This is a genomic window from Hydrogenophaga sp. UC242_53 (assembly GCF_042696965.1).
Taxonomy (GTDB): Bacteria; Pseudomonadota; Gammaproteobacteria; order Burkholderiales; family Burkholderiaceae_C; genus Hydrogenophaga.
In genome coordinates this window covers 75552-96920 of the sequence record NZ_CP170552.1, presented here as the reverse complement: position 1 = coordinate 96920, position 21369 = coordinate 75552, and the positions used below count along the sequence as shown (strand labels likewise).

Genomic DNA, 21369 nt, shown 5'->3' with positions numbered 1-21369 from the left:
CATCATGAACGCCACCGCCGCCGGCAACCAGATCCTCACGCTCACCGGGCTGCGCTTCAACGCCAACCTGGGCATCCTCGACCACGAGAAGTCGAGCCCGCAGCCGATCCAGGTCGATGCCGAGCTCAACCAGGGCACGCAGCCCCTGCTGCCGCACGACGACGACATCGGCCATGTGCTGGACTACCGCAAGGTGCGCCAGATCATCATCGACGAATGCACCGCCGAGCACGTGAACCTGCTGGAGAGCCTGATCGGCAAGCTCACGCGCCGGCTGATCCAGCTGCCCGGCGTGATCGGCGTGCGCGTGAAGATCGCCAAGCTGGAAATCTTCGACGACTGCGAGGTCGCCATCCGCATGGAAAGCGGGCAGTGGTGAGGAACCCGACATGAACACCGAACTCGAAAACCACAAACTCGAAAAACGCCTGTGCCGCGAGGTTGGCCGCGCGATCGTGGACTACAACATGATCGAGGAAGGCGACCGCGTGATGGTCTGCCTCTCGGGCGGCAAGGACAGCTACGGCATGCTCGACATCCTGCAGAAGCTGCAGGCGCGCGCGCCCGTCAGTTTTGAACTGATCGTGGTCAACCTCGACCAGAAACAGCCCGGTTTTCCGGCCGACATCCTGCCCGCCTACCTCACGAAACTGGGCGTGAAGTTCCACATCGAGAACCAGGACACGTACTCCATCGTCAAGCGCGTGATTCCCGAGGGCAAGACGATGTGCAGCCTGTGCAGCCGCCTGCGCCGGGGCATCCTCTACCGCGTGGCCAGCGAGCTCGGCGCGACCAAGATCGCGCTGGGCCACCACCGCGACGACATCCTGCAGACCCTGCTGCTCAACATGTTCTTCGGCGCCAAGCTCAAGGGCATGCCCCCGAAGCTGGTGAGCGACGACGGCCGGCACGTGGTGATCCGCCCCATGGCCTATGTGGCCGAGAAGGACCTCAGCCGCTGGGCCGAACTGCGCGAATTCCCCATCATCCCGTGCACGCTGTGCGGCAGCCAGGAAAACCTGCAGCGCAAACAGGTGGGCCTGATGCTCAAGGACTGGGAGAAACGTTTCCCGGGCCGGATCGAGAACATGTTCACCGCCTTGCAGAACATCGTGCCCAGCCACCTGATGGACCGCTCGCTGTTTCCTTTTGAAACCATCCGGGCCACGGGCGAGGCCAGCGAGGACGGCGACAAGGCCTTCGACGACGAGCCCCTGCCCGGGGCGGCACGCGCCTTGCCCCCTGAAACGGACTGGCCCGCACCGCAGGGGAACGCTTCGGCGCCCGCCGCAGTCATACCGATTGCCGCGGCGCACTGAGTTTTCTCCTTGGGCGCCCGCCAAGGCCATTCAGGAGGTTTCATGACCATTCAACAGCTCTTGCGCCCCTTCAAGGTGTGGGGCGCCGCCACCGCCCTGCTGGTGCTCAGCGGTTGCGCCAGCGTGTACCTGGTGGACAACGAGGTGCAGAGTTTCGCGCGCTGGGCCGACCAGGCGGGCAAGCCCGGCACGCCGGTGACGATTCCCCAGGCGCCGCAGATCTACCGCTTCGAGCGCCTGCCCTCGCAGCGCGAAGGCAAGATCGCCACCGGCCAGGACGAGCTGGAGCGCCTCGCCCAGCAGGCCCTGGTGAAGGTGGGCTGGACCCGCGCGGCCGAAGGCACGGCATCCCCCTGGCTGGTGCAGGTGGACGCCAGCACGCTGCGACTGCCGCGCGCGCCCTGGGAAAGCCCGTACGACGGCTACTGGGGCGGCTATTGGGGCGGCGGTTTCGGCCCCGGCTTCGGTTATGCCATGCCCGGGCGCGACTACGTGGTGACCGGCCGTCGCCAGATCATCTGGATGCCGATGTACCCGCGCATGGAGTCGCCGTACTACAAGCGCGAGGTGTCGCTGGTGATCCGACACGCCGCCAGCGGCAAGGTGGTGTACGAGACGCGCGCCGCGCACGATGGCCGCTGGAACAGCACCAACGGCCTGTGGTCGGCCATGCTGGACGCCGCGCTGCGCGACTTCCCGGCGCCGCCGGAAGGCCCGCGCCAGGTCAACATCGAAGTGCCCCGCTGACCGGCGGGCGGCCCAGCAAGGCTCAGCGGGTCGCGCGCTCCAGCAGTTCGCGGATCGCCTCGCCCAGGGCGTCCATGCTGTCCTGCTTGCCCATCACGTCGCTCACGCCAGCCTCGGTCGCCTCGGCGATCAGCTTGTCGTTGACGTGCCCCGAGACAATGGCCACGCGCAGGCCCGGGCGCAGCTGGCGCGCCTCGCGCGCCACGTCCACCCCCGAGATGCCCGGCATGTTCTGGTCGGTCACGACCAGGTCCACCGGGTCGTCGGGATGCTCGCGCAACCAGGCGATCGCCGCCTCGCCCGATTCGAAGGTGCTGGTGCGGTAGCCCTGCTTGCGCAGCAGGCGCCCGACCAGAAACACCAGGGCTTCGTAGTCGTCGATGTAGATCACGTGTTTGCCGGGCGCCACCGGCACGGCGGCCGTGGCCACGGTGACGGGCGCGGGCGCCGGCGCCTCGTCGGCCGCCCCGGCGGCCAGGGGCAGGTAGACGTCGAAGCGCGAGCCCTCGCCGGGGCGGCTGTGCAGCGCGATCACCCCGCGGTGGGCCTTGACGATGCCATGCACCACCGCCAGGCCCAGGCCGGTGCCCGCGCCCGGCGCCTTGGTGGTGAAGAAGGGCTCGAAGATGCGCTGCTGCGTGGCCTCGTCCATGCCGGGGCCGTTGTCGGCCACGCTCAGGCAGGCGTAGGCGCCGCCGGCCAGGCCGCCCAGCTGCAGGCCTTGCGAGGCGTCCAGCCGCACATCGCGCAGCGCCACGGTGATGTCGCCCGAGCGGCCTTCCATGGCCTGCCAGGCGTTGGTGCACAGGTTCATGAGCACCTGCTGCATCTGGGTCGCATCGGCCAGCACCGGCAGCCCGGCGGCGGGCAGGCGCGCCACGAGCTTGAGGCTGGCGGGCAACAGCGAGCGCATCAGGCCCAGCGCCTCCTCCACCAGCGGGGTGAGCGGCTGGCGCACCATTTCCTGCGTCTGGCGCCGGCTGAAGGTGAGGATCTGCTGCACCAGCTGGCGCGCGCGGATGGCGGCGCGGTTGATCTCGGTCAGGCTCTCCTGCGCCGGGTGCTGCTCACCCAGGTCTTCGCGCGCCAGCACGAGGTTGCCCAGGATGGCGGCGAGCAGGTTGTTGAAATCGTGCGCCACGCCGCCGGCCAGGGTGCCGATGGCCTCCATCTTCTGCGACTCGCGCAACTGCGCTTCGAGCGCGCGGTGCTGCGCCTCGGCCTGCTTGTGCTCGGTGATGTCGGTGTGCGTGCCGATCATGCGCAAAGGCTTTCCGCTTTCACCGCGCGAAAGCACCATGCCGCGCGACAACACCCACTTCCACTGGCGATCCTTGCAGCGGATGCGGCGCTCGTTGCGGTAGACCGGCGAGCGGCCTTCGAAATGCGCCAGCCGATCGGCCTGCATCTGGGCCACGTCCTCGGGATGGGTGCAGGCGTCCAGCGCCACCGCCAGGTTGACGTCGTCGGCTTCGTCGTAGCCGAACATCGCTTTCATGCCTTCGGAGAAAAATTCCTCGTCGGTCACCAGGTTCCAGTCCCACAGGCCATCGCCCGTGCTCTCCAGCGCCAGTTTCCACAGCGCTTCGCTGGCGTGCAGCGCGGCCTCGGCCGCCTTGCGGTCGGAGATGTCGAACAGCACCCCCACGCGCAGGAAGCCGTTGTCGTCGGCCGACACCGCGCAAGAACGGTTGCAGATCCACTTGATGGTGCCGTCGGGCAGCACGACCCGGAACTCGGTTTCCAGGCTGGACTGCCCGGCCAGGATGGCCTGGCGGTCGCGCTCCAACATGGCCTGGTCTTCCGGGTGGAAGTAGCGCGCGAGCAAGGCGGGGTTGCGCATCAGGTCGTCGGCCTCGAAGCCGTAGATGTCGCGGATGCCGGCACTCAGGAAACGGTACTCGCGCCCGCCGTCGTTGCGCACGTACACGGCGAACACGGCGCCAGGCACCTGGGCGGTGATCAGGCGCAGTTGCTCCTCGCTCTCGCGCAGGGCTTTCTGGTCGCGCATGCGGTCGGTGATGTCCTCCACCGTGCCTTCGTAGTACTGCAACACGCCCGCCGCATCGCGCACGCCGTGCGCGTTCTCGCTGATCCAGACGCGCTCGCGCGTCTTGTGGCGGTGGATTTCCGAGATGAAGCCGCGCACGAAGCCATCGCGTTCGAGCTGGCACTTGAATTCGGCCCGGCGCGCGGGGTCGACGTACCACTCCAGGGCGATGTCGTTCACCCTAGCCAGCATCTCCCACTCCGACGCGTAGCCGTTGAGCGACACCAGCGCCTGGTTCGCCCGCAGCATCCGCCCCTCGGGTGAACTTCGATAGGCCCCGATCGGCAGGAAATTGAAGAGCGTGGAAAAATCCCCGTCGAGCGGGGATGGCGGCGGCGTCATGCAACGAATTGTCTCGCAAACCCCGGTTTTCCTGACGTTTCGGCACGCGCGACAGTGGCGCCCCCGGTACAGTTGCAGTCTTTCGCCCGCGTTCAAGGACCCCCCTTTGCAAGTCACCCGCATCCTGGCCGTGCGCCATGGTGAAACCGCCTGGAACCGCGACACGCGCATCCAGGGCCACACCGACATCGCCCTCAACGAGCGCGGCCGCTGGCAGGCCGCCCAGCTGGCCGAAGCGCTGCGCGACGAACCGATTGCCGCCGTCTATGCCAGCGACCTCGGTCGCGCCTTCGAGACCGCGCAGGCGGTCGCCCGCGTCAAGAACCTGAGCGTGACGCCCCACCAGGGCCTGCGCGAGCGCCATTTCGGGCGTTTCGAAGGCCAGACCTGGGCCGAGCTCGAACAGCGCTGGCCGACCGAGGCCCTGGCCTGGCGCAAGCGCATGCCCGATTTCGCCCCCGCCGGCGGCGAATCGCTGGAACAGCTGCAGCGCCGCGTGATCCCCACCGTGCTCGAACTGGCCTCGCGCCACCCCGGAGAACAGGTGCTGATGGTCGCGCACGGCGGCGTGCTCGACATCCTCTACCGCGCCGCCACGCGCCTGGAACTCACCGCGCCGCGCAGCTGGGAATTGCCCAACACCGCCATCAACCGCCTGCTGTGGTCGCCCGAGGGCCTGAGCCTGGTGGGTTGGGCCGACACCAACCACCTGCAATCCGGGGCCCCCCTCGATGAACGTGCAACTTGACCCTGCGCGCAGCTCGCGCTGGCAGAACGCCCAGGCCCTGATCGGCCAGGAGGTGGCGCAGCTCGACACCCCCGCCCTGGTGATCGACCTCGACGCCATGGAGCGCAACCTCGCGCACATGGCGGCCTACGCGCGGGCCCACGGGCTGCGGCTGCGGCCGCACGCCAAGATGCACAAGAGCGCCGAACTCGCCCGGCTGCAGATGGCCCACGGCGCGGTGGGGGTCTGCGTGCAGAAGACCGACGAGGCCCTGGCGCTGGCCCGCGGCGGCGTGACCGACATCTACATCAGCAACGAAGTGATCGCCCTGCCCAAGCTGCAGCGGCTGGCCCAGGCGGTGCGCACCCTGCCCGACACGCGGTTCGCCATCGCGGTGGACAGCGCGGCCGGCGTGCTGCGGCTGGCGCAGGCGCTGGAGGCCGCCAGCGTGGGCGGTGAGAACCGCATCGACGTGTTCGTGGAGATCGACGTCGGCCAGGGCCGCTGCGGCGTGCCGCCCGGCGAACCGGCCGTGGACCTGGCCCGCCTGATCGCCCAGCACCCGGTGCTGCGCTTCGCCGGCCTGCAGGCCTACCACGGCGGCGCCCAGCACCGGCGCGACCCGGCCGAGCGGGCCAAGGCCATCGGCGAGGCGGCCTGGGCCGCCGCGCTCACGCGCGAGCGGCTGCAGGCCGCGGGTTTCACGGTGCCGCTGATCACCGGCGCGGGCACGGGCACCTTCTCCCTGGAGACGGCCAGCCACGTCTGGGGCGAGCTGCAGGTGGGCTCCTACCTGTTCATGGACGCCGACTACGCCCGCAACGAAAGCGCGCCGCTGGCCCCGGTGTTCGAGCATGCGCTGTTCCTCAAGGCGCAGGTGATGAGCCGGGGCGCCCAGCACGCGGTGTGCGACGCCGGCCACAAGAGCCACGCCATCGACAGCGGCCTGCCGGCCGTGTGGAGCCCACCGGGCCTGGTGTTCGCCAATGGCGGGGACGAGCACGGCATCCTGCGCGCGGCCCACGCCGGCCAGGCCCTGCCCGATCTGGGCGACACGGTCTGGCTCGTGCCCGGCCACTGCGACCCCACGGTCAACCTGCACGACCTCCTGTTCGGCGTGCGCGGCGGCCTGTCCGAGGGCAAGGTGGAGCGCCTGATCGCCGTGGACACGCGCGGCGCGCTGGGCTGACCGACCGGGCCTCGCCGGCTCAGGGCGCGAACACCACCGCGTCCAGCCCCAGGGCGCGGATGCGCGCGGCCGCTTCATCGGCCGAGGAACGGCTGGCAAACGGCCCGACGCGAACCCGGGTGAACTCGCCCTTGGGCGATTCGACCTTCTGCAGGATCGCCGGAAAACCGGCTTCCACCAGGCGCGCGTGGGCCTTGTCGGCGTTGGCCGGGTCGGCGAACAGGCCGACGTTGATGCCATGGGCCTGCGGCGCCACCACCGCCGCCACCGATGCCTTGGGGGCCGCGACCTTGGCGACCACCACCTTGGCGGGCTCGGGCGGCGCGGCCTTGGCCACCACGGGTGGCTCGGCCGGCGGGCTGTCCTCGACGAGGGATGGCAAGGCCGGCAGCGTCGGTGGCGTCACGATCACCGGCGCGGGTTCGGGCACCGGTTCCGGCGCGGCTGGCGGTGCGGCGGCCACGGCTTGTTCGACCGGCTCGGGCTCGGCGGCGGGCGTGGCGGGTGCGGCAGGAACGGCCGGCGCCGGTGCTTCGACGAGTTGGGCGGCCGGCGCCGGCAGGCCTTGCAGGAGCCCGCCGCCCAGCCAGCCCGCCCCCAGCGCACCGGCCAGCAGCAGGTTGACCACCACCAGCGCCCCCAGGCGCCGCTTCGAACTCGCCTGCTTTTCCAGCGCCGCGCAGGCCTCGCGCACGGTGCGGGCTTCGCGCACGGCGCGCGTCATGCGGCGGCGGGTGTCGGCGTGCAGCAGGGCGTTGCCGTAGGCGCCGGGGATCGCGATGCTCAGCAACAGCAGCGTGAGCAGCACGCCCCATTCCACCGACGGCGGCCACTGCAGGAAGCGCCGGGCCGCCACCAGCACCAGCAGCGCCAGCCCCTGGGCACAGGCCAGGTAGACCAGCGCCGAGCCCCAGAGCTGGCGGAACACCAGCCAGTTCAGGGTGAGCAGGCCGGCCGCCGGGTTCCAGACCGGGCTGGCGCGGCCGGCGTCGTCGAAACGCTCGAACACCGCGAGGTAGTGCGCCGTGTTCACCGGCCCCAGCGCGGCGCGGTACAGCGCGGTGGTGGCACTCTCCGGGGCGGTCGCGGCAGCGGGCGGGTGGGCGGACATGCCCGCGATTCTGGCACGGGCATGCGGGTTGATGCCAAGGGTGCAAACACCGGCTTCTGCCCACAATGCGCGCATGCCCCGTTTCCGCTTCGCACGCCTCCCATGAGCCCGAGCCAGATCATCGTGCTGGCCAGCGCCGGTGTTCTTCGCGCTGATCGCGATCGAGTACGCCATCGGCCGCCAGCGCCGGCACAACACCTACCGGCTCGACGACGCCATCAGCAGCATCGGCCTGGGCATGCTCAGCCAGATCAGCGCGGTGTTCACCCGGCTGCTGCGCGTGGGCCTGTACACCGCCGTGTACTCGGCGGTGGCGATCTGGCCCGACCACCCGTTCTGGACCAGCGGGATGGGCTGGCTGACCGCGCTGGTGTTCTACGACTTCTGCTACTACTGGCTGCACCGCGCCGGGCACGAGAGCGCCGTCTTCTGGGCCGCGCACGTGGTGCACCACCAGAGCCAGGACTACAACCTCTCCACCGCGCTGCGCCAGACCAGTTCGGGCGCGCTGCTGGGCTGGATCTTCTACCTGCCCATGGCCGTGGCCGGCGTACCGCCGCTGGTGTTCGGCGTGGTCGCGCTGATCGACCTGCTCTACCAGTTCTGGGTGCACACCGAGCAGGTCGGCAAGCTGGGCTGGTTCGACCGCTGGTTCTGCAGCCCCTCCAACCACCGCGTGCACCACGCGGTGAACGACCGCTACCTCGACCGCAACTACGGCGGCATCCTGATCGTGTGGGACCGCCTGTTCGGCAGCTTCAAGGAAGAGGACGAGAAGTGCGTCTACGGCACGCGCAAGCCCCTGCAGAGCTGGGACCCGCTGTGGGCCAACGGCGAGGTGTACTGGGGCCTGCTGCGCGACAGCTGGCACACCCGGCGCTGGGCCGACAAGCTGCGCGTGTGGTTCAAGCCACCGGGCTGGCGGCCGGCCGACGTGGCAGAGCGCTTTCCGTCACCCGCTTTCGACCTCGCCAGCGTGCAGCGCTATGCGCCGCCCATGAGCCCTGCGGTGCGCTGGTTCGCGGGCGCACAGTTCGTGGCCCTGCTCGTGGGCGTGGGGGGCTTCCTGTGGTTCGCCGATGCCTGGCCGCTCTCGCGCAGCGCCGTGGTGTTCAGCGTGCTGCTGGTGGCGCTGTGGGCCATCGGCGCGGTGATGCAGGGGCGCATCGGCATGGGCGAGGCGCTGCTGATCGAATGCGGCGCCCTGGCCATCGCCACCGCCGCGCTGGGCTGGGTGGAGCTGCACCGGGTCTTCAAGCCGCTGGCCATGCTGATCGCGATGGCCGTGGTGTGGGCGCATGCGCGCGCCGCGGGCGGCGTGCGGCGCGCGGACGCCCTGCTGCTCGCCGCGCTGGCCTTTTCACTGGCGGGAGACGCCTTCCTGATGTTCCCCGGCTACTTCATCCCGGGGCTGGTGGCTTTCCTGCTGGCCCACCTGGCCTACATCGCGCTGTTCCACCAGGGCCTGCCCTGGTTCCCGAGCCGCCGCGCGCTGGTGCGCACGCTGGGCCTGGGTGTGGCGATGTACGGCTTCCTGTGGCAGGGCGGCCTGCCGGCCGGCCTGCGCGCCCCGGTGGCGGCCTACGTGCTGGTGATCGCGCTGATGGCCGCGCAGGCCATCGGCCGCGCCAGCGTGCAGCGCGACCGCGCGGCCCTGGCCGTGGCGCTGGGTTCGGGCTTCTTCATGCTGAGCGACTCGCTGCTGGCGACCAATCGCTTCGTGTCGCCGCTGCCGATGTCGCAGGTGTGGGTGCTGAGCACCTACTACGCGGCGCAGGCGCTGATCGTGGCGGGCATGCTGCGCGGCCGGCGCGCCGGTGCCGAACCGGCCTCGCTCACGGCCTGGCCGGCGGCGCGCGCTTCGCTCGCAGACGGGCACCCACACTGACCATCCGGTCCGACAGCTGCTCGAGCCTGGCGTCGGCCTGCGCCGCATCGACGGAGCCCCGGTGTTTGCCCACCTCCAGCGTCATGACCTCCAGCACGATGCCGTGAAGCTCGCGGATCTCCGCGATCGTGGGCGTGTGGGGTTGGGGGCCGAGCGCGGCGAGTTCTTCGCCCATCGCCCGGTAGGCCGGGATGTGGCGCTGCGCCATCGCGTCGACGAATTGCGCCCGGCTCAGGCGCCCGTCCTTGTGGTCCCTGGCGTCCTGCTGCAGCGCGGTCTCGGCGGCCCTCAGACGGGGCAGCAGGTCCGTCAGCAGCGACTGCGAGCCAAACAACTGCCGGTGGTCCACGCCGGGCCGGGCCAGCCCCACCAGCGCGCCCACCACCAGCACCGTGGCGGCCACGGCCATCACCTGGCGGCGCTGGCGCAGACCACGCGAGGCGCGCTCGTCGACCAGCTCCACCAGCAGCCAGGCCAGCAGGGCCCCCATCACCAGGCCACCCACGTGGGCCGCGTTGTCGATGCCCGGTCGGGCAAAACCCTGCCCCAGCATGATCGCCACGAACAGGCCCTGGCTGGTCAGCAGCTGCGTCGCCATGGCCTTGGGCACGCTCGCACGGTGCTGGTAGACGCCGACCATCAACGCCCCCAGCACGCCGAACACCGCGCCGGAAGCCCCGACCGACACCGCCTGCTGTGACGAAAAATGCAGGCTCAGCGCGCTGCCAGCGAGCCCTGCCGCCAGGTAGATCAGCAGGAACTGGCCGTTGCCGAACCAGCGGCACACCCGCCGCCCAGCGTCCCACAGCGCGAACATGTTCAGGCCCAGGTGCAGCGCGCCGCCGTGCAGCGCGGTGGCGCTGAGCAGGCGCCAGTACTCGCCATCGCGCACCACGGCCGTGGCCGAGTTGGCGCCCCAGGCGAACAGCTCGGCCGAAGTGGGCTTGGTGGGGCTCATGCCGTCGAACAGGTTGAGCACCCACACCGCCACGTTGACGGCGATCACCGCGTACAGCGCCCAGGGCGTGGGGGTGAGGGTGCGCAGGCGCTCCTCGAACGCCTCGTGCGCCTGCCAGGCGTCCAGCCGCTCGCTCAGGGCCGCGCGGGCCTGGCCGGTGGCGTAACGCTGAAAACCCTGCAGCGCCGCCTGCACGGCGGGCTGGCGCTCGGCGCGGCGCAGCGGCGCCAACGCGATCACGCGCTTGAGCCCCTTGCGGAACAGGCCTGCGGTGGCGGCCTGCGAAACCGCGCCCTCGCGCAGCTGGATCTGGATCTGGTGCTGGCCTTGCACCGAGAGGTGCTCCACATCGGCGATGTCGCTCCAGGGAATGGTCTGCCCCTTGAGCAGGTAGCCGCCGATGCCCTCGGGGCCGACGCGCAGGATGGGGTGCGCGCTCAAGAGGGGCTGCAGCAGCAGCCAGGCCATCGCTCCGAAGAAGAGCGCCAGCGCGCCCAGCAGCCAGGCGCCGCGCGGCGTGGCCAGGGCACCCGCCGCGAAACCCGCGGCCATGAGGGCCACGAGCGCCGCCACCCAGACAGCGCTGCCGCGCCAGGTCGCTCGAAACTCCTGGCTGTGGTCGGGCATGCCTTCAGTCGGCGAAGAGTTCACCCGCGTTGCTTGGCGGCGCCACCCCCAGGTGCCGGTACGCCGCCAGCGTGGCGATGCGCCCGCGCGGCGTGCGCTGCAGGAAGCCTTGCTGGATCAGGTAGGGCTCGATCACGTCCTCGATGGTGTCGCGCTCCTCGCCGATGCTGGCCGCGATGTTGTCCAGCCCCACCGGCCCACCGTCGAAGCGGTGGATCACGGCTTCGAGCAGCTTGCGGTCCATGAGGTCGAAGCCCTGCGGGTCCACGTCCAGCATCGCCAGCGCGCGGTTGGCGATGTCCTGCGTGATGGTGCCGCGGCCCTTGACCTCGGCGAAGTCGCGCACGCGGCGCAGCAGGCGGTTGGCGATGCGCGGTGTGCCGCGCGAGCGGCGCGCGATCTCGAATCCGCCTTCGGGGTCCATGGGTGCGTTCAGCAGCCCGGCGCTGCGCTTGACGATGCGCGCGAGTTCCTCGGCGGTGTAGAACTCCAGCCGCGCGACGATGCCGAAGCGGTCGCGCAGCGGGTTGGTGAGCATGCCCGCGCGCGTGGTCGCGCCCACCAGGGTGAAGGGCTGCAGGTCCAGCTTGATGCTGCGCGCGGCCGGGCCTTCGCCGATCATGATGTCGATCTGGTAGTCCTCCAGCGCCGGGTACAGGATTTCCTCGACGACCGGGCTGAGCCGGTGGATCTCGTCGATGAACAGCACGTCGTTGGCCTCGAGGTTGGTCAGCAGCGCGGCCAGGTCCTTGGGTTTTTCCAGCACCGGGCCGCTGGTCTGGCGCAGGTTCACGCCGAGTTCCTGCGCGATGATGTGCGAGAGCGTGGTCTTGCCCAGCCCCGGCGGGCCGAACAGCAGCACGTGGTCCAGCGCCTCGCTGCGCTTCTTGGCCGCACCGATGAAGATTTCGAGCTGCTCGCGCACCTTGGTCTGGCCCACGTACTCGTCGAGCAGCTTGGGGCGCAAGGCGCGCTCGATCGCCTCTTCCTTGGGCGAGGCGGGCGCGGCGGACACCACGCGCGGCGCGGGGGTGAAATCGTCGGTCTGGATGCTCATGGTTTATTTGGCCAGTGCTTTGAGCGCGAGCTTGATGCCTTCGCTCACGCCCACGTCCTTGGGCAGGGCCTTGAGCGCGGCGGTGGCGTCCTTGTCGCTGTAGCCCAGGGCCATCAGCGCCTGCTGGATGTCGCTCTGCACGTCGCTCTGGGCCGGGCCGGCACCGGGCAGGTTCAGGTCGGCGCCGAGCTTGCCCTTGAGTTCGAGCAGCAGGCGCTCGGCGGTCTTCTTGCCGATGCCGGGCACCTTGACGATGCGCCCGCTTTCCTGCGCGCTCACCGCCTGCGCCAGGTCGGTCACGCTCATGCCCGAGAGCACCGACAACGCGGTGCGCGGGCCCACGCCGCTGATCTTGATGAGCTGGCGGAACGCCTCGCGTTCCGAGGAGGTGCCGAAGCCGTAGAGGATCTGCGCGTCCTCGCGCACCACGAAGTGCGTGAGCAGGGCCACCTTCTCGCCGGTGGCGGGCAGGTTGTAGAAAGTGCTCATGGGCACATCCACCTCATAACCCACGCCATGGCAGTCCAGCAGGATCTGGGGCGGATTTTTTTCCAGCAGCGTACCGGTCAACTTGCCTATCATCGGGAAAATTCCTTTCCAGTCGTTCGCAGGGCCGCCCCCAAGAACGACTGCACCCCCTCGGGGGGCCTGGCACCGCCAGGGTTGGGGGCCATCAACTCACTGGATTATCGGTTTGATTCTCAGGCACACCTTCTCCCCACCGGACAACACCCGCATGGCGCACCTGTGCGGCCCCATGGACAGCCACATCCGCAGCATCGAGGCCGCTTTGCAGGTCAAGGTGGCGCACCGATTCGAGCAGTTCCGCATCGAGGGGCCCAAAGCCAAGGCCACCCAGGCGCTGGAAACGCTGCAGGCGCTGTACGAGATGGCGAAGAAGCCGATCCCCGCCGAACAGGTGCAGCTCATGCTCAGCGGCGACACCGCCCTGGCCGAGCCCGGCGACGGCGCCCTGGCGATGCAGACCCGGCGCGGCGAGGTGCGCGGGCGCACGCCCAACCAGGCGCGCTACCTGGAAAACATCGCCACGCACGACATCACCTTCGGCATCGGCCCGGCCGGCACTGGCAAGACCTACCTGGCCGTGGCCTGCGCGGTCGATGCGCTGGAGCGCAGCGCGGTGCAGCGCATCGTGCTCACGCGCCCGGCGGTGGAGGCGGGTGAGAAGCTCGGCTTCCTGCCCGGCGACCTGGGCCAGAAGGTGGACCCCTACCTGCGCCCGCTGTACGACGCGCTCTACGACCTGATGGGCGCCGACAAGGTGCAGAAGGCCTTCGAGCGCCAACAGATCGAGATCGCCCCCCTGGCCTTCATGCGCGGGCGCACGCTCAACCACGCCTTCGTGATCCTGGACGAGGCGCAGAACACCACCGTGGAGCAGATGAAGATGTTCCTCACGCGCATCGGCTTCGGCAGCAAGGCCGTGATCACGGGCGACGTGAGCCAGATCGACCTGCCCCGCACCCAGCTCAGCGGCCTGATCGACGCCGAGCGTGTGCTCAAGCGCGTGCAGGGCATCGCGTTCACCCGCCTGTCCAGCGCCGACGTGGTGCGCCACCCCCTGGTGGCGCGCATCGTGGACGCCTACGACGCGCGCAACCCCGACACCGAAGACGCCCCGCCCGCGAAGCGCGCGCGCCGCGCCGCCCACTGACGCCATCCACCGTATGCTCACACGCACCCTGCTCGCCAGCCTTGTCGCCGTGCTGGCCCTCGATGCATCCGCCCAGGGCTCGGCAACACCACAGCCCCAGTTGGTCTTCAGCAGCCAGGCCGTGCAGTACAAATGCGATGGCGGAAGCGAGATCGAACTGGCCTACCTGAACCTGAGCAACGGCACCTCGTTCGCGGCGTTGCACCACGGTGGCCGCACGCTGATGCTGCAGGGCCGCCGTGCCACCACGGGCGTGCGCTTTTTCGCCCTGGACCCGCAGTCCCGGCTGAGCTGGTACACGCAAGGCATGAAGGGGGAGTTGAGCGCCATCGCCGCCGACCCCAACACGCAAGACCAGACCCTGATGTCCAACTGCTTCGCCCAACCGGCCAAACGCTGATGGCCCTGCCTGCCCTCACCCTCTCCCTGCAGTTCGGCGAGCTCGCCGACGCCGCCGCGCACCGCGCCGCCCTGCCCCGCCACTGGGTGGTCCGCTGCATCCGCCACGCGCTGGACGCCGATGCCGAGATCACCGTGCGCATCGTCGATGCCGAAGAAGGCCAGGCGCTCAACCGCGACTACCGCGGCCGCGACTACGCCACCAACGTGCTCACCTTCGACTACGCCACCGAACCGGTGGTGATGGCCGATCTCGTGCTCTGCGCCCCCGTGGTCGCGCGCGAGGCGGCCGAACTGAAGAAGCCCCTGGCCCAGCACTACGCGCACCTGCTGGTGCACGGCACCCTGCACGCGCAGGGCTGGGACCACGAAACCGGCGAGCAGGACGCCGAAGAGATGGAGGCGCGCGAGACCGAGATCCTCGCGGGCCTGGGCCAGCCGAACCCCTACGCCTAGGGGTCGAGTCTCAGGAGCTTGTTCATGGCCGGGATGCGGCCCATGGGAGGCTGGTGGTTGAGAGCGGCGTGTGGCCGGCGCCCTATGCCGCTGGGCCGGTTTCCACGGCACGACGGGGCCGTCGGCGCGCAACATACTCGATAGAATCAGCCACGCCTGGTGGCCTTCCACGCAGGCGCATTGCTTCCCATCCAACATGCCCACTCACACCGACAGCAACGGCAAGTCCATGGGCCAGGTGGCCTACGGCAAGCTGCACGAAGCCATCGAGACCGGTGTGCTCAAACCCGGCGACCGCATCAGCGTCAACGGCCTGGCCGACACCCTGCAGATCAGCCGCACACCGGTGCGCGAAGCCATCGCCTGGCTGGAGACCGACGGCCTCATCGTGCATGAGCCCTATCGCGGGCGCGTGGTCGCGCAGCTCGATCAGCAGATGGTGATCGAGCTGTATGCGATCCGCTTGGTGCTGGAAACCTCTGCGGCCGCGCTCGCCGCGCAGAATGCATCGGAAGCCGAGGTCGATGTGCTGCGCGAGATGCTGGTGCTCGAACGCGAGGTGCTGAGCGACCCCATGCGCCGCGAGCGGCTGAACCGGCGCTTTCACGACGCGATCTACCGCAGCGCGCACAACCGTTACCTGCTCACCACCCTGCGGGCGCTGCAGACGCCGATGATCCTGCTGGGGCCGGCCACGGCCAGCGAGCCGGCCCGCGCCGAAAGCGCCTCGGCCGAACATCAGCGTCTGGTGGACGCCATCGCGCGGCGCGACGCCGAGGGCGCGCGCGAGGCCATGCGCGTGCACCTGGCGGGCGGCCAGCGCGCGCGCATCAACGCCATGCTCTCGCGCGAACGCGACTGAACGACCGGGAGAGGCCGGGACATGCCGGCCAAAAAAAAGCGCGGCCGAAGCCGCGCGTATGTTCCGGCAGGGCCTGCTGGTTCAGCGCGGCTTGGCGCCCGCCTTGCGCGCCATCGCCTGTTCCAGCTCGCCCCACTTGGTGAGCTCTTCCTGGATGAAGCGGCCGAACTGCTCGGGCGTGCCTTCGGCTGGCTCGGCACCGGCTTCCAGCATGGTGCGCTCCACCGCCGGGTCGTCCAGCGTGCGACTCACGTCCGCGCCCAGCTTGGCGATCACCGCCTTGGGCGTCGCGGCGGGCGCGAGCAGGCCGAACCAGCCCACGGCCGCGTAACCCGGCACGCCCGAATCCGCGATCGTCGGCAGTTCTGGCGTGGCCTTGGCGCGCTTGGCGCTGGTCACGGCCAGCGCGACCAGCTTGCCCGACTTCACGTGCGGCATCACGGTCTGACCAGGGGCGAACATCACGTCAATGGTGCCGGCCAGCAGGTCGTTCACGGCCTGGCCGGTGCCCTTGTACGGCACGTGCATCATCTCGACGTCGGCCACCTGCTTGAAGAGCTCGACCGTCAGGTGCGAGGCCGAGCCTTCACCGGAGGAGCCGAAGGTCAGCTTGCCGGGTTCGGCCTTGGCCTTGGCCCCCAGCTCGCGGATGTTCTTCACGCCCAGTCTCGGGTTCACCGTCACCACATAGGGCGAGGCCGACACCAGCGCCACCGGGGCGAACTGGCTGGCGTTTTCCTTGGTGAGCGAGGCGGTGGAGCTCATCATGAGCGTGTAACCGTCGGGTGCCGAGCGCGCCACGTAGGACGCGCCGATGTGGCCGGCCGCGCCCGGGCGGTTTTCCACCAGCACGGTCTGCTTCCAGCTGTTGCCCAGGTGCACGGCCAGGATGCGCGCGAGCGAGTCGGCGCCGCCGGCGGGCGGGAAGGGCACGATCATGGTCACGGCCTTGGTGGGGTAGGGCTGCGGCGCCTGGGCCAGCGCGAGGCCGGCGGTGGCGCACAGGGCGGCCGCCACGGCGGCGGCGAGGGTGCGGTGAAGAGCGCTGTTCATGTTGTCTGTCTCCTGGGTTGGGGGCGGATGGGGTCTCAGGCCTGCGCGGGCGCGACGATGCGGTTGCGCAGGACCATGGGCGGGTTCTCGAAGGCGCACTCGACGACGTCGCCGTGCTTGAGGAACAGCTCCTCGGCGTTGGGCTTGCCGACCGCCACGCCGCCGGGCGCGCCGGTGGAGAACATGTCGCCGGGCATGAGGGGCACGAGGCGCGAGAAGTGCTCGATGATTCGCGGCAGCTTCCAGATCTGGTCGCTGGTGTTCACGCGCATGCGCTGCTCACCGTTGACGCTGCAGGTCACCCAGATGTCGTAGGGGTCGGGCACCTCGTCCATCGTGATGATGCAGGGACCCAGCGGGCCGAACCCGGGCGCGTTCTTGGCGGTCCAGAAGCGCGAGCCCGAGGCGACCTCGCGCTTTTGCGTGTCGCGGCAGGTCAGGTCGTTGAGGATGGTGATGCCGGCCACGTGCGAGAACGCGTCCTCAGCCTTCACGTTGTAGGCGGCCTTGCCGATCACGAACACCAGCTCGGGCTCGTAGTCGAGGTGGGTGACGCTGGGCGGGCGCACCACGTCGTTGTCGTGGCCGGTCAGGCAGTCGTTGAGCTTGATGAAGCCCGTCGGCTCGTTGGGCAGTTCCTTGATCAGGTCGGTGCGCTGCAGCTCCTCGAGGTGGGTGCGGTAGTTCTTGCCCACGCACAGGAACTTGTGCGCGTCGGTGATGGGCGGCAGGAAATCGATCGCATCCAGCGCGTGCGAGCTGTCGGCGGCGCCCGGGCCGGCGATCAGCTCGCGCACCCGCGCCAGGCCGGCGTCGCCCAGCGCAAGCAGCGCCTTCATCGTGTCCGGCAGGGGGGCGTTGCTGCGTGTCGCGAATGCGGCCAGGTCGAGCATGCGGTCACCGGCGAGGACGCCCAGGCGCGGGTGAGCGGCTTGGCGGTGCAGGGAAAAATTGGCGAGTCTCAAGGGGTCTCCTTTGGGGAAAGATCGCATCATATCAATTGAATTCAGCTGAATTCAATTGGCGCGGCAGTCGACGGCCTGGCGCAGGAACAGCGCGCGGCCAATGGCCTTCTCGTCATTGAGCACCCGGGCAAAGGAAACCCGGGAGGGGTCGTCGATGGTCAGAGGCACAGCGTCCCAGCCAATGCCCCGGTTGCGTTGCTGGCGCTGACCTGTGATGCGGTCGCGAGCTGCGATCACACAGCCCTGCGGCGCTTTCGGCCCCGAAACGGGCCAGCCACTTGAAGCCGGTGCGCCAGTCCTGACTTGAGTGGCTGGGCCTGGCAACCACAGCGTCCCCAATCAGGGCCGGATGAACGACCTATTGAGGTTTCACACCTAGGCCGTCATCCGCAGCGGGATGGTCACCGGTCCGTCGTTGACCAGGTGCACCTTCATGTCGGCCCCGAAGCGGCCGGTCTGCACCAGCGGGTGCTGCGCGCGCGCCGCCTTCACGAAGGCCTCGTAGAGCGCCTCGCCCAAGGCGGGCGGCGCCGCGCCGGTGAAGCCCGGGCGGTTGCCGCTCTTCGTGTCGGCCGCCAGGGTGAACTGGCTCACCACCAGCAGGCCGCCGCCGATGTCCTGCACGCTGCGGTTCATCTTGCCGGCGTCGTCGCCGAAGATGCGCAGCTTCAGCACCTTGGCCAGCAGCTTCTCGCCCACGGCCTCGGTGTCCTCGGGTTCCGCGCACAGCAACAACAGCAGGCCCGGGCCGATGGCGCCCACGGTCTGGCATCGATGTCCACGCGCGCTTCGCTCACGCGCTGCAACAGCGAGATCATTTCAAATCGTCCTCATCGAAGAAGTGGGCTTCCACGTCGCTGGGCAGCAGCTGGATGGTGGCGCGCAGCCCCGGCACCGCGCTCATCAAGGCCTGCTCCACGCTGGCCCGCACGGCGGCCGCGCGCCCGAGCGTCCAGGCCGCGGGCATGTGCATGTGCAGGTCCACGAAGCGGCGCTGGCCGGCGCGGCGCGTGCTCACGTGGTCGAAGCGGATGATGTGGGTGTCGCCGTGCGACAGGGCAAACCCGTCCAGCGTCTGCTGGATGGTCGCCATCACCTCGGGCTCCACCGCCTCGTCCATCAGCCCCTGCGACGAGCGCCAGGCCAGGCGTGCGCCTTCCTTCATGATGTTGAGCGCCACGGCCATCGCCCCAGCGGGTCCAGCCAGAGCCAGCCGGTGAGCGTGACCAGCACGACACCGACCAGCACCCCGGCCGAGGTCCAGACGTCGGAGAACAGGTGCTTGGCATCGGCCTCGAGCGCGATCGAGCGGTGTGTCTTCGAGGCCTGCAGCATGGTCCAGGCCAGGCCGCCGTTGAGCACCGAACTCGCCACCGACAGCGCCAGGCCCCAGCCCACCTGTTCGATCGGCTGCGGGTTCAGCAGGCGGCTGCCGGCAGCCCAGAGGATGCCGAGACCGGCCGCGATGATGAGGATGCCTTCGAAGCCCGAGGAGAAGTACTCGGCCTTGTGGTGGCCGTAAGGGTGCTCCTCGTCGGCCGGCCGCGCGGCGATGGTCACCATCACCAGGCCGACCACCGCGCTGGCCAGGTTCACCAGCGACTCCATCGCGTCGGACAGCAGGCCCACCGAATCGGTGACCACCCAGGCCAGGGTCTTGAGCGCGATGGTGACCACCGCCACCCCGATCGACGCCATCAGGAGGCGCTTCGGGGTGAGGAAACGGGCGGGGACAAAGCGCATGCCGCCATTGTGCCGGCTGCGGGCATGCCAGAATCCGCCGCATGTGGCAGTCATGGCAACGCTTGAAGTGGTGGGTGAGCGGCGGAATCCTGCTGTCCCTGGCGGGCGCGGTGTTGCTGGCGCGCCTGTCGCTCGATGAACAGCGCGCGCTGTTCGAGACCGACGCGCGCATCGTCCACCGGCTGCTGAGCCAGCAGGTGGTGCAGCACGACGCGATGCTGGCCAGCGCTCGCGCTGCTGCAACCGGTGCCCGACAGCAGCAGCGGCGCCTCGTCGCCCGAGCAGCGCCTCCCGGTGCTCTACCCGCAGATCCTCAGCGTGCAGCGGCGCGACCCCGACCAGCGCTGGAACGACCCGCAGCTCACGCAGGCCGAGACGCGCTCGCGCCAGGCGCGCCGCGCCGCCCTGGGCGGGCTGGACCTGCCCGCCGGGCGCTACCAGGTGGTGCTGGCCGCCACGCCCACCAGCTACGCGCTGACGATCGACGTGCGGGCCATGGTGCCCTGGTCCGAATGGCCCATGCAGGCCGACACCAGCCCGGTGCGCGTGACGCTGGAGCACGAAGGCCAGCGCTACGTGGTGCAACCTGGCGCCGCCCTGGACGAGCGGCCCACGCGCGGTTGGCACTTCGCGTTTCACAAGCTGCTGGCGGCCGAGAGCCAACCCTTCGACGTGGTCGCCACCCTTTCGGTGGGCTGGGGCCAGTTGCCCTGGGGGCTGATGCTGGCCTGGGTGCTGGGCGTGACGGCGCTGCTGGCGGCGCTGCACCACCTGCAACGCCAGCGCAGCGCGCGCCGCCGCGCTGAGGAACTGCTGCGCCTGGGCCAGGTGGCGCGACTGAACACGCTGGGGGAACTCGCCGCCGGCATGGCGCACGAGCTGAACCAGCCGCTGACCGCCGTGCTCGCCAACACCCAGGCCGCGCAGCGCCTGCTCAACGAAGACCCGCCCGAACTCGCCACCGCGCGCAGCGCCATGCTGCAGGCCGCGGCGCAGGCGCGCCGCGCCGCCGAGGTCGTGGGCCGCCTGCGCCAGACCGTGGAGCGGCCCGACCGCAGCGGCCAGCACCAGCCCGTGGCGGCGGTGGAGGCCGTGCGCCGAGCCCTCTACCTGCTGGAGCCCGAGTGCCAGCGGCGCGATGTGGTGCCGGTGCTCGACGCCGCGCAGGCGGTGACGGTGCTGGCCGACCCGGTGGCGCTGGACCAGATCGTGCACAACCTGATCCTCAATGCGCTGCAGGCGCTGGAGCAGGTGCCCGCCGCGCAACGGCGGCTCACGCTCACGGTGTCGGCCAAGGACCGCCGGGGCGAGATCACCGTGGCCGACAACGGCCCGGGCATCCCGCCCGAGGTGCTGCCGCGCCTGTTCGAGCCGTTTTACTCCACGCGCAAGGACGGACTCGGCCTGGGCCTGAGCCTGTGCGAAACCCTGGCCAACGGCATGGGCGGCACGCTGGACGCGGCCAACGCGCCCGAGCGGGGCGCGGTGTTCCGGCTGCAACTGCCGCTCGCGGAGGGCCTCCCATGAACGGTTCGCCCGACACCCTCTCGCCCACGGTGCACCTGATCGACGACGACCAGGCGGTGCGCGACAGCCTGGGCCTGCTGATCGGCACCGTGGGCCTGCGCGTGCAGCCCTGGAGCGACCCACAGGCCTTCCTGAGCGATTTCGACCGCGAGGGCATCGGCGCCATCGTGCTCGACGTGCGCATGCCCGGCATCAGCGGCCTGAGCGTGCTCGACACCCTGGTGGCGCAGGGCGTGGACCAGCCGGTGATCATGCTCACCGGCCATGGCACGGTGGACATGTGCCGGCGCGCGTTCAAGGCCGGTGCGGCCGAGTTCCTGGAAAAACCGGTGAACGACGAGGTGCTGCTCGAAGCCTTGCAGAACGCGGTGCGCCAGCACGTGCGCTCGCGCCAGCGCAACGAGGCCGACCGCGCCGCGCGCGAACGTTATGCGCAGCTCTCCGAGCGCGAGCGCGAGGTGCTGGGCCTGATCGTCGAGGGCCTGACCAACAAGGAGATCGGCCGCGCGCTGGGCCTGTCGCCGCGCACGGTGGAAACCCACCGCGCCAACCTGTTCGCCAAGCTGCAGGCGCCCTCGCTGGCGCAGCTGATCCGGCACTACGCCGCGCTGGTGGACGCCCAGGACACGGCCGGCCCGGGCGGCGGCAACGGCAACGGCACTGCGTAGTTCTAC

Annotated in this window: 20 protein-coding genes and 4 pseudogenes; 12 read left to right on the top strand and 12 right to left on the bottom strand. The window is 70.0% G+C overall.

What is annotated here, in order from left to right; all coding sequences use genetic code 11:
• The first annotated feature begins 4 nt into the window (after positions 1 to 4).
• From ACFJI0_RS00500 to ACFJI0_RS00490, 3 genes are read left to right on the top strand one after another with little or no spacing between them, the layout of a single operon-like run.
• Positions 5 to 379 (top strand): dihydroneopterin aldolase, encoded by a 375-nt coding sequence (locus ACFJI0_RS00500; RefSeq protein WP_382162308.1) that lies wholly within the window; start codon positions 5 to 7, stop codon positions 377 to 379.
• A 10-nt stretch (positions 380 to 389) separates the two neighbouring features.
• Positions 390 to 1319, top strand: coding sequence for a tRNA 2-thiocytidine(32) synthetase TtcA (gene ttcA, locus ACFJI0_RS00495; protein ID WP_382323051.1), 930 nt, complete (start codon positions 390 to 392; stop codon positions 1317 to 1319).
• 42 nt (positions 1320 to 1361) lie between these two features.
• A complete protein-coding gene (locus ACFJI0_RS00490) occupies positions 1362 to 2066 on the top strand; it encodes a DUF4136 domain-containing protein (RefSeq protein WP_382323050.1) in 705 nt (234 codons plus the stop codon).
• Positions 2067 to 2088: 22 nt separating this feature from the next.
• On the opposite strand, the gene ACFJI0_RS00485 is transcribed toward ACFJI0_RS00490, so the two are convergent.
• A complete protein-coding gene (locus tag ACFJI0_RS00485; RefSeq protein WP_382323049.1) occupies positions 2089 to 4365 on the bottom strand; it encodes a PAS domain-containing protein in 2277 nt (758 codons plus the stop codon).
• 199 nt (positions 4366 to 4564) lie between these two features.
• Here ACFJI0_RS00485 and ACFJI0_RS00480 point away from each other — a divergent pair, with 199 nt between their 5' ends.
• Positions 4565 to 5206, top strand: coding sequence for a histidine phosphatase family protein (locus ACFJI0_RS00480; RefSeq protein ID WP_291120998.1), 642 nt, complete (start codon positions 4565 to 4567; stop codon positions 5204 to 5206).
• Positions 5190 to 6374 (top strand): DSD1 family PLP-dependent enzyme, encoded by a 1185-nt coding sequence (locus ACFJI0_RS00475; protein ID WP_382323048.1) that lies wholly within the window; start codon positions 5190 to 5192, stop codon positions 6372 to 6374. Before ACFJI0_RS00480 ends, ACFJI0_RS00475 begins: the two co-directional genes overlap by 17 nt.
• Positions 6375 to 6393: 19 nt before the next feature.
• On the opposite strand, the gene ACFJI0_RS00470 is transcribed toward ACFJI0_RS00475, so the two are convergent.
• Positions 6394 to 7485, bottom strand: coding sequence for an SPOR domain-containing protein (locus ACFJI0_RS00470; RefSeq protein ID WP_382323047.1), 1092 nt, complete (start codon positions 7483 to 7485; stop codon positions 6394 to 6396).
• A 102-nt stretch (positions 7486 to 7587) separates the two neighbouring features.
• Here ACFJI0_RS00470 and ACFJI0_RS00465 point away from each other — a divergent pair.
• A pseudogene (locus ACFJI0_RS00465) lies at positions 7588 to 9373 on the top strand (lysoplasmalogenase family protein).
• Here the strand turns inward: ACFJI0_RS00465 and ACFJI0_RS00460 are convergent.
• The 3 genes from ACFJI0_RS00460 to ruvA are packed head-to-tail and all read right to left on the bottom strand — an operon-like array spanning position 9321 to position 12597.
• Positions 9321 to 10958, bottom strand: coding sequence for a rhomboid family intramembrane serine protease (locus ACFJI0_RS00460; protein ID WP_382323046.1), 1638 nt, complete (start codon positions 10956 to 10958; stop codon positions 9321 to 9323). The pseudogene ACFJI0_RS00465 and the gene ACFJI0_RS00460 sit on opposite strands and share 53 nt — an antisense overlap.
• A 4-nt stretch (positions 10959 to 10962) precedes the next feature.
• Positions 10963 to 12015: a Holliday junction branch migration DNA helicase RuvB gene (gene ruvB / locus ACFJI0_RS00455; protein ID WP_291120989.1), complete on the bottom strand. Its 1053-nt coding sequence runs from the start codon at positions 12013 to 12015 to the stop codon at positions 10963 to 10965.
• Between the two features lie 3 nt (positions 12016 to 12018).
• The gene (gene ruvA / locus ACFJI0_RS00450) at positions 12019 to 12597 is read right to left on the bottom strand and encodes a Holliday junction branch migration protein RuvA (RefSeq protein WP_382162327.1); all 579 of its coding nucleotides are present in this window, start codon (positions 12595 to 12597) and stop codon (positions 12019 to 12021) included.
• A gap of 112 nt (positions 12598 to 12709) precedes the next feature.
• On the opposite strand from ruvA, the gene ACFJI0_RS00445 reads away from it, so the two are divergent.
• The 4 genes from ACFJI0_RS00445 to ACFJI0_RS00430 all read left to right on the top strand — a co-directional run bounded on the left by ACFJI0_RS00445 (position 12710) and on the right by ACFJI0_RS00430 (position 15407).
• A complete protein-coding gene (locus ACFJI0_RS00445) occupies positions 12710 to 13690 on the top strand; it encodes a PhoH family protein (protein ID WP_382323045.1) in 981 nt (326 codons plus the stop codon).
• 13 nt (positions 13691 to 13703) lie between these two features.
• Positions 13704 to 14090, top strand: a complete 387-nt coding sequence (locus ACFJI0_RS00440; RefSeq protein ID WP_382323044.1) for an MliC family protein — start codon at positions 13704 to 13706, stop codon at positions 14088 to 14090.
• Positions 14090 to 14545 carry an rRNA maturation RNase YbeY gene (ybeY, locus tag ACFJI0_RS00435; RefSeq protein ID WP_382323043.1) on the top strand — a complete coding sequence of 152 codons (456 nt, stop codon included), beginning with the start codon at positions 14090 to 14092 and terminating at the stop codon, positions 14543 to 14545. The genes ACFJI0_RS00440 and ybeY overlap by 1 nt, the downstream gene beginning before the upstream one ends.
• A 196-nt stretch (positions 14546 to 14741) precedes the next feature.
• Positions 14742 to 15407 (top strand): GntR family transcriptional regulator, encoded by a 666-nt coding sequence (locus tag ACFJI0_RS00430; protein ID WP_382323042.1) that lies wholly within the window; start codon positions 14742 to 14744, stop codon positions 15405 to 15407.
• 81 nt (positions 15408 to 15488) lie between these two features.
• On the opposite strand, the gene ACFJI0_RS00425 is transcribed toward ACFJI0_RS00430, so the two are convergent.
• The 7 genes and pseudogenes from ACFJI0_RS00425 to ACFJI0_RS00395 all read right to left on the bottom strand — a co-directional run bounded on the left by ACFJI0_RS00425 (position 15489) and on the right by ACFJI0_RS00395 (position 19377).
• Complete coding sequence (locus ACFJI0_RS00425; RefSeq protein WP_382323041.1) at positions 15489 to 16460, bottom strand: tripartite tricarboxylate transporter substrate binding protein; 972 nt, start codon at positions 16458 to 16460, stop codon at positions 15489 to 15491.
• A 35-nt stretch (positions 16461 to 16495) separates the two neighbouring features.
• On the bottom strand, positions 16496 to 17425 hold the full coding sequence (locus tag ACFJI0_RS00420) for a fumarylacetoacetate hydrolase family protein (protein ID WP_382323040.1): 930 nt from the start codon (positions 17423 to 17425) through the stop codon (positions 16496 to 16498).
• Between the two features lie 51 nt (positions 17426 to 17476).
• Positions 17477 to 17662: a hypothetical protein gene (locus ACFJI0_RS00415; RefSeq protein WP_382325917.1), complete on the bottom strand. Its 186-nt coding sequence runs from the start codon at positions 17660 to 17662 to the stop codon at positions 17477 to 17479.
• Positions 17661 to 17753, bottom strand: a pseudogene (locus tag ACFJI0_RS00410) (hypothetical protein); the annotation flags it as partial. The pseudogene ACFJI0_RS00410 and the gene ACFJI0_RS00415, both read right to left, overlap by 2 nt.
• Before the next feature lie 47 nt (positions 17754 to 17800).
• A pseudogene (dtd, locus tag ACFJI0_RS00405) lies at positions 17801 to 18243 on the bottom strand (D-aminoacyl-tRNA deacylase).
• A pseudogene (locus ACFJI0_RS00400) lies at positions 18240 to 19168 on the bottom strand (cation diffusion facilitator family transporter). The pseudogenes dtd and ACFJI0_RS00400 overlap by 4 nt, the downstream one beginning before the upstream one ends.
• Positions 19169 to 19218: 50 nt before the next feature.
• A complete protein-coding gene (locus tag ACFJI0_RS00395; protein WP_382323039.1) occupies positions 19219 to 19377 on the bottom strand; it encodes a hypothetical protein in 159 nt (52 codons plus the stop codon).
• A gap of 37 nt (positions 19378 to 19414) precedes the next feature.
• Between ACFJI0_RS00395 and ACFJI0_RS00390 the strand changes: the two genes are divergently transcribed.
• Both ACFJI0_RS00390 and ACFJI0_RS00385 read left to right on the top strand, forming a co-directional pair.
• On the top strand, positions 19415 to 20695 hold the full coding sequence (locus ACFJI0_RS00390; protein WP_382323038.1) for a sensor histidine kinase: 1281 nt from the start codon (positions 19415 to 19417) through the stop codon (positions 20693 to 20695).
• Entirely contained in the window at positions 20692 to 21363 is a 672-nt protein-coding gene (locus ACFJI0_RS00385; RefSeq protein WP_382323037.1) for a response regulator transcription factor, read from the top strand. The genes ACFJI0_RS00390 and ACFJI0_RS00385 overlap by 4 nt, the downstream gene beginning before the upstream one ends.
• Positions 21364 to 21369: the final 6 nt, after the last annotated feature.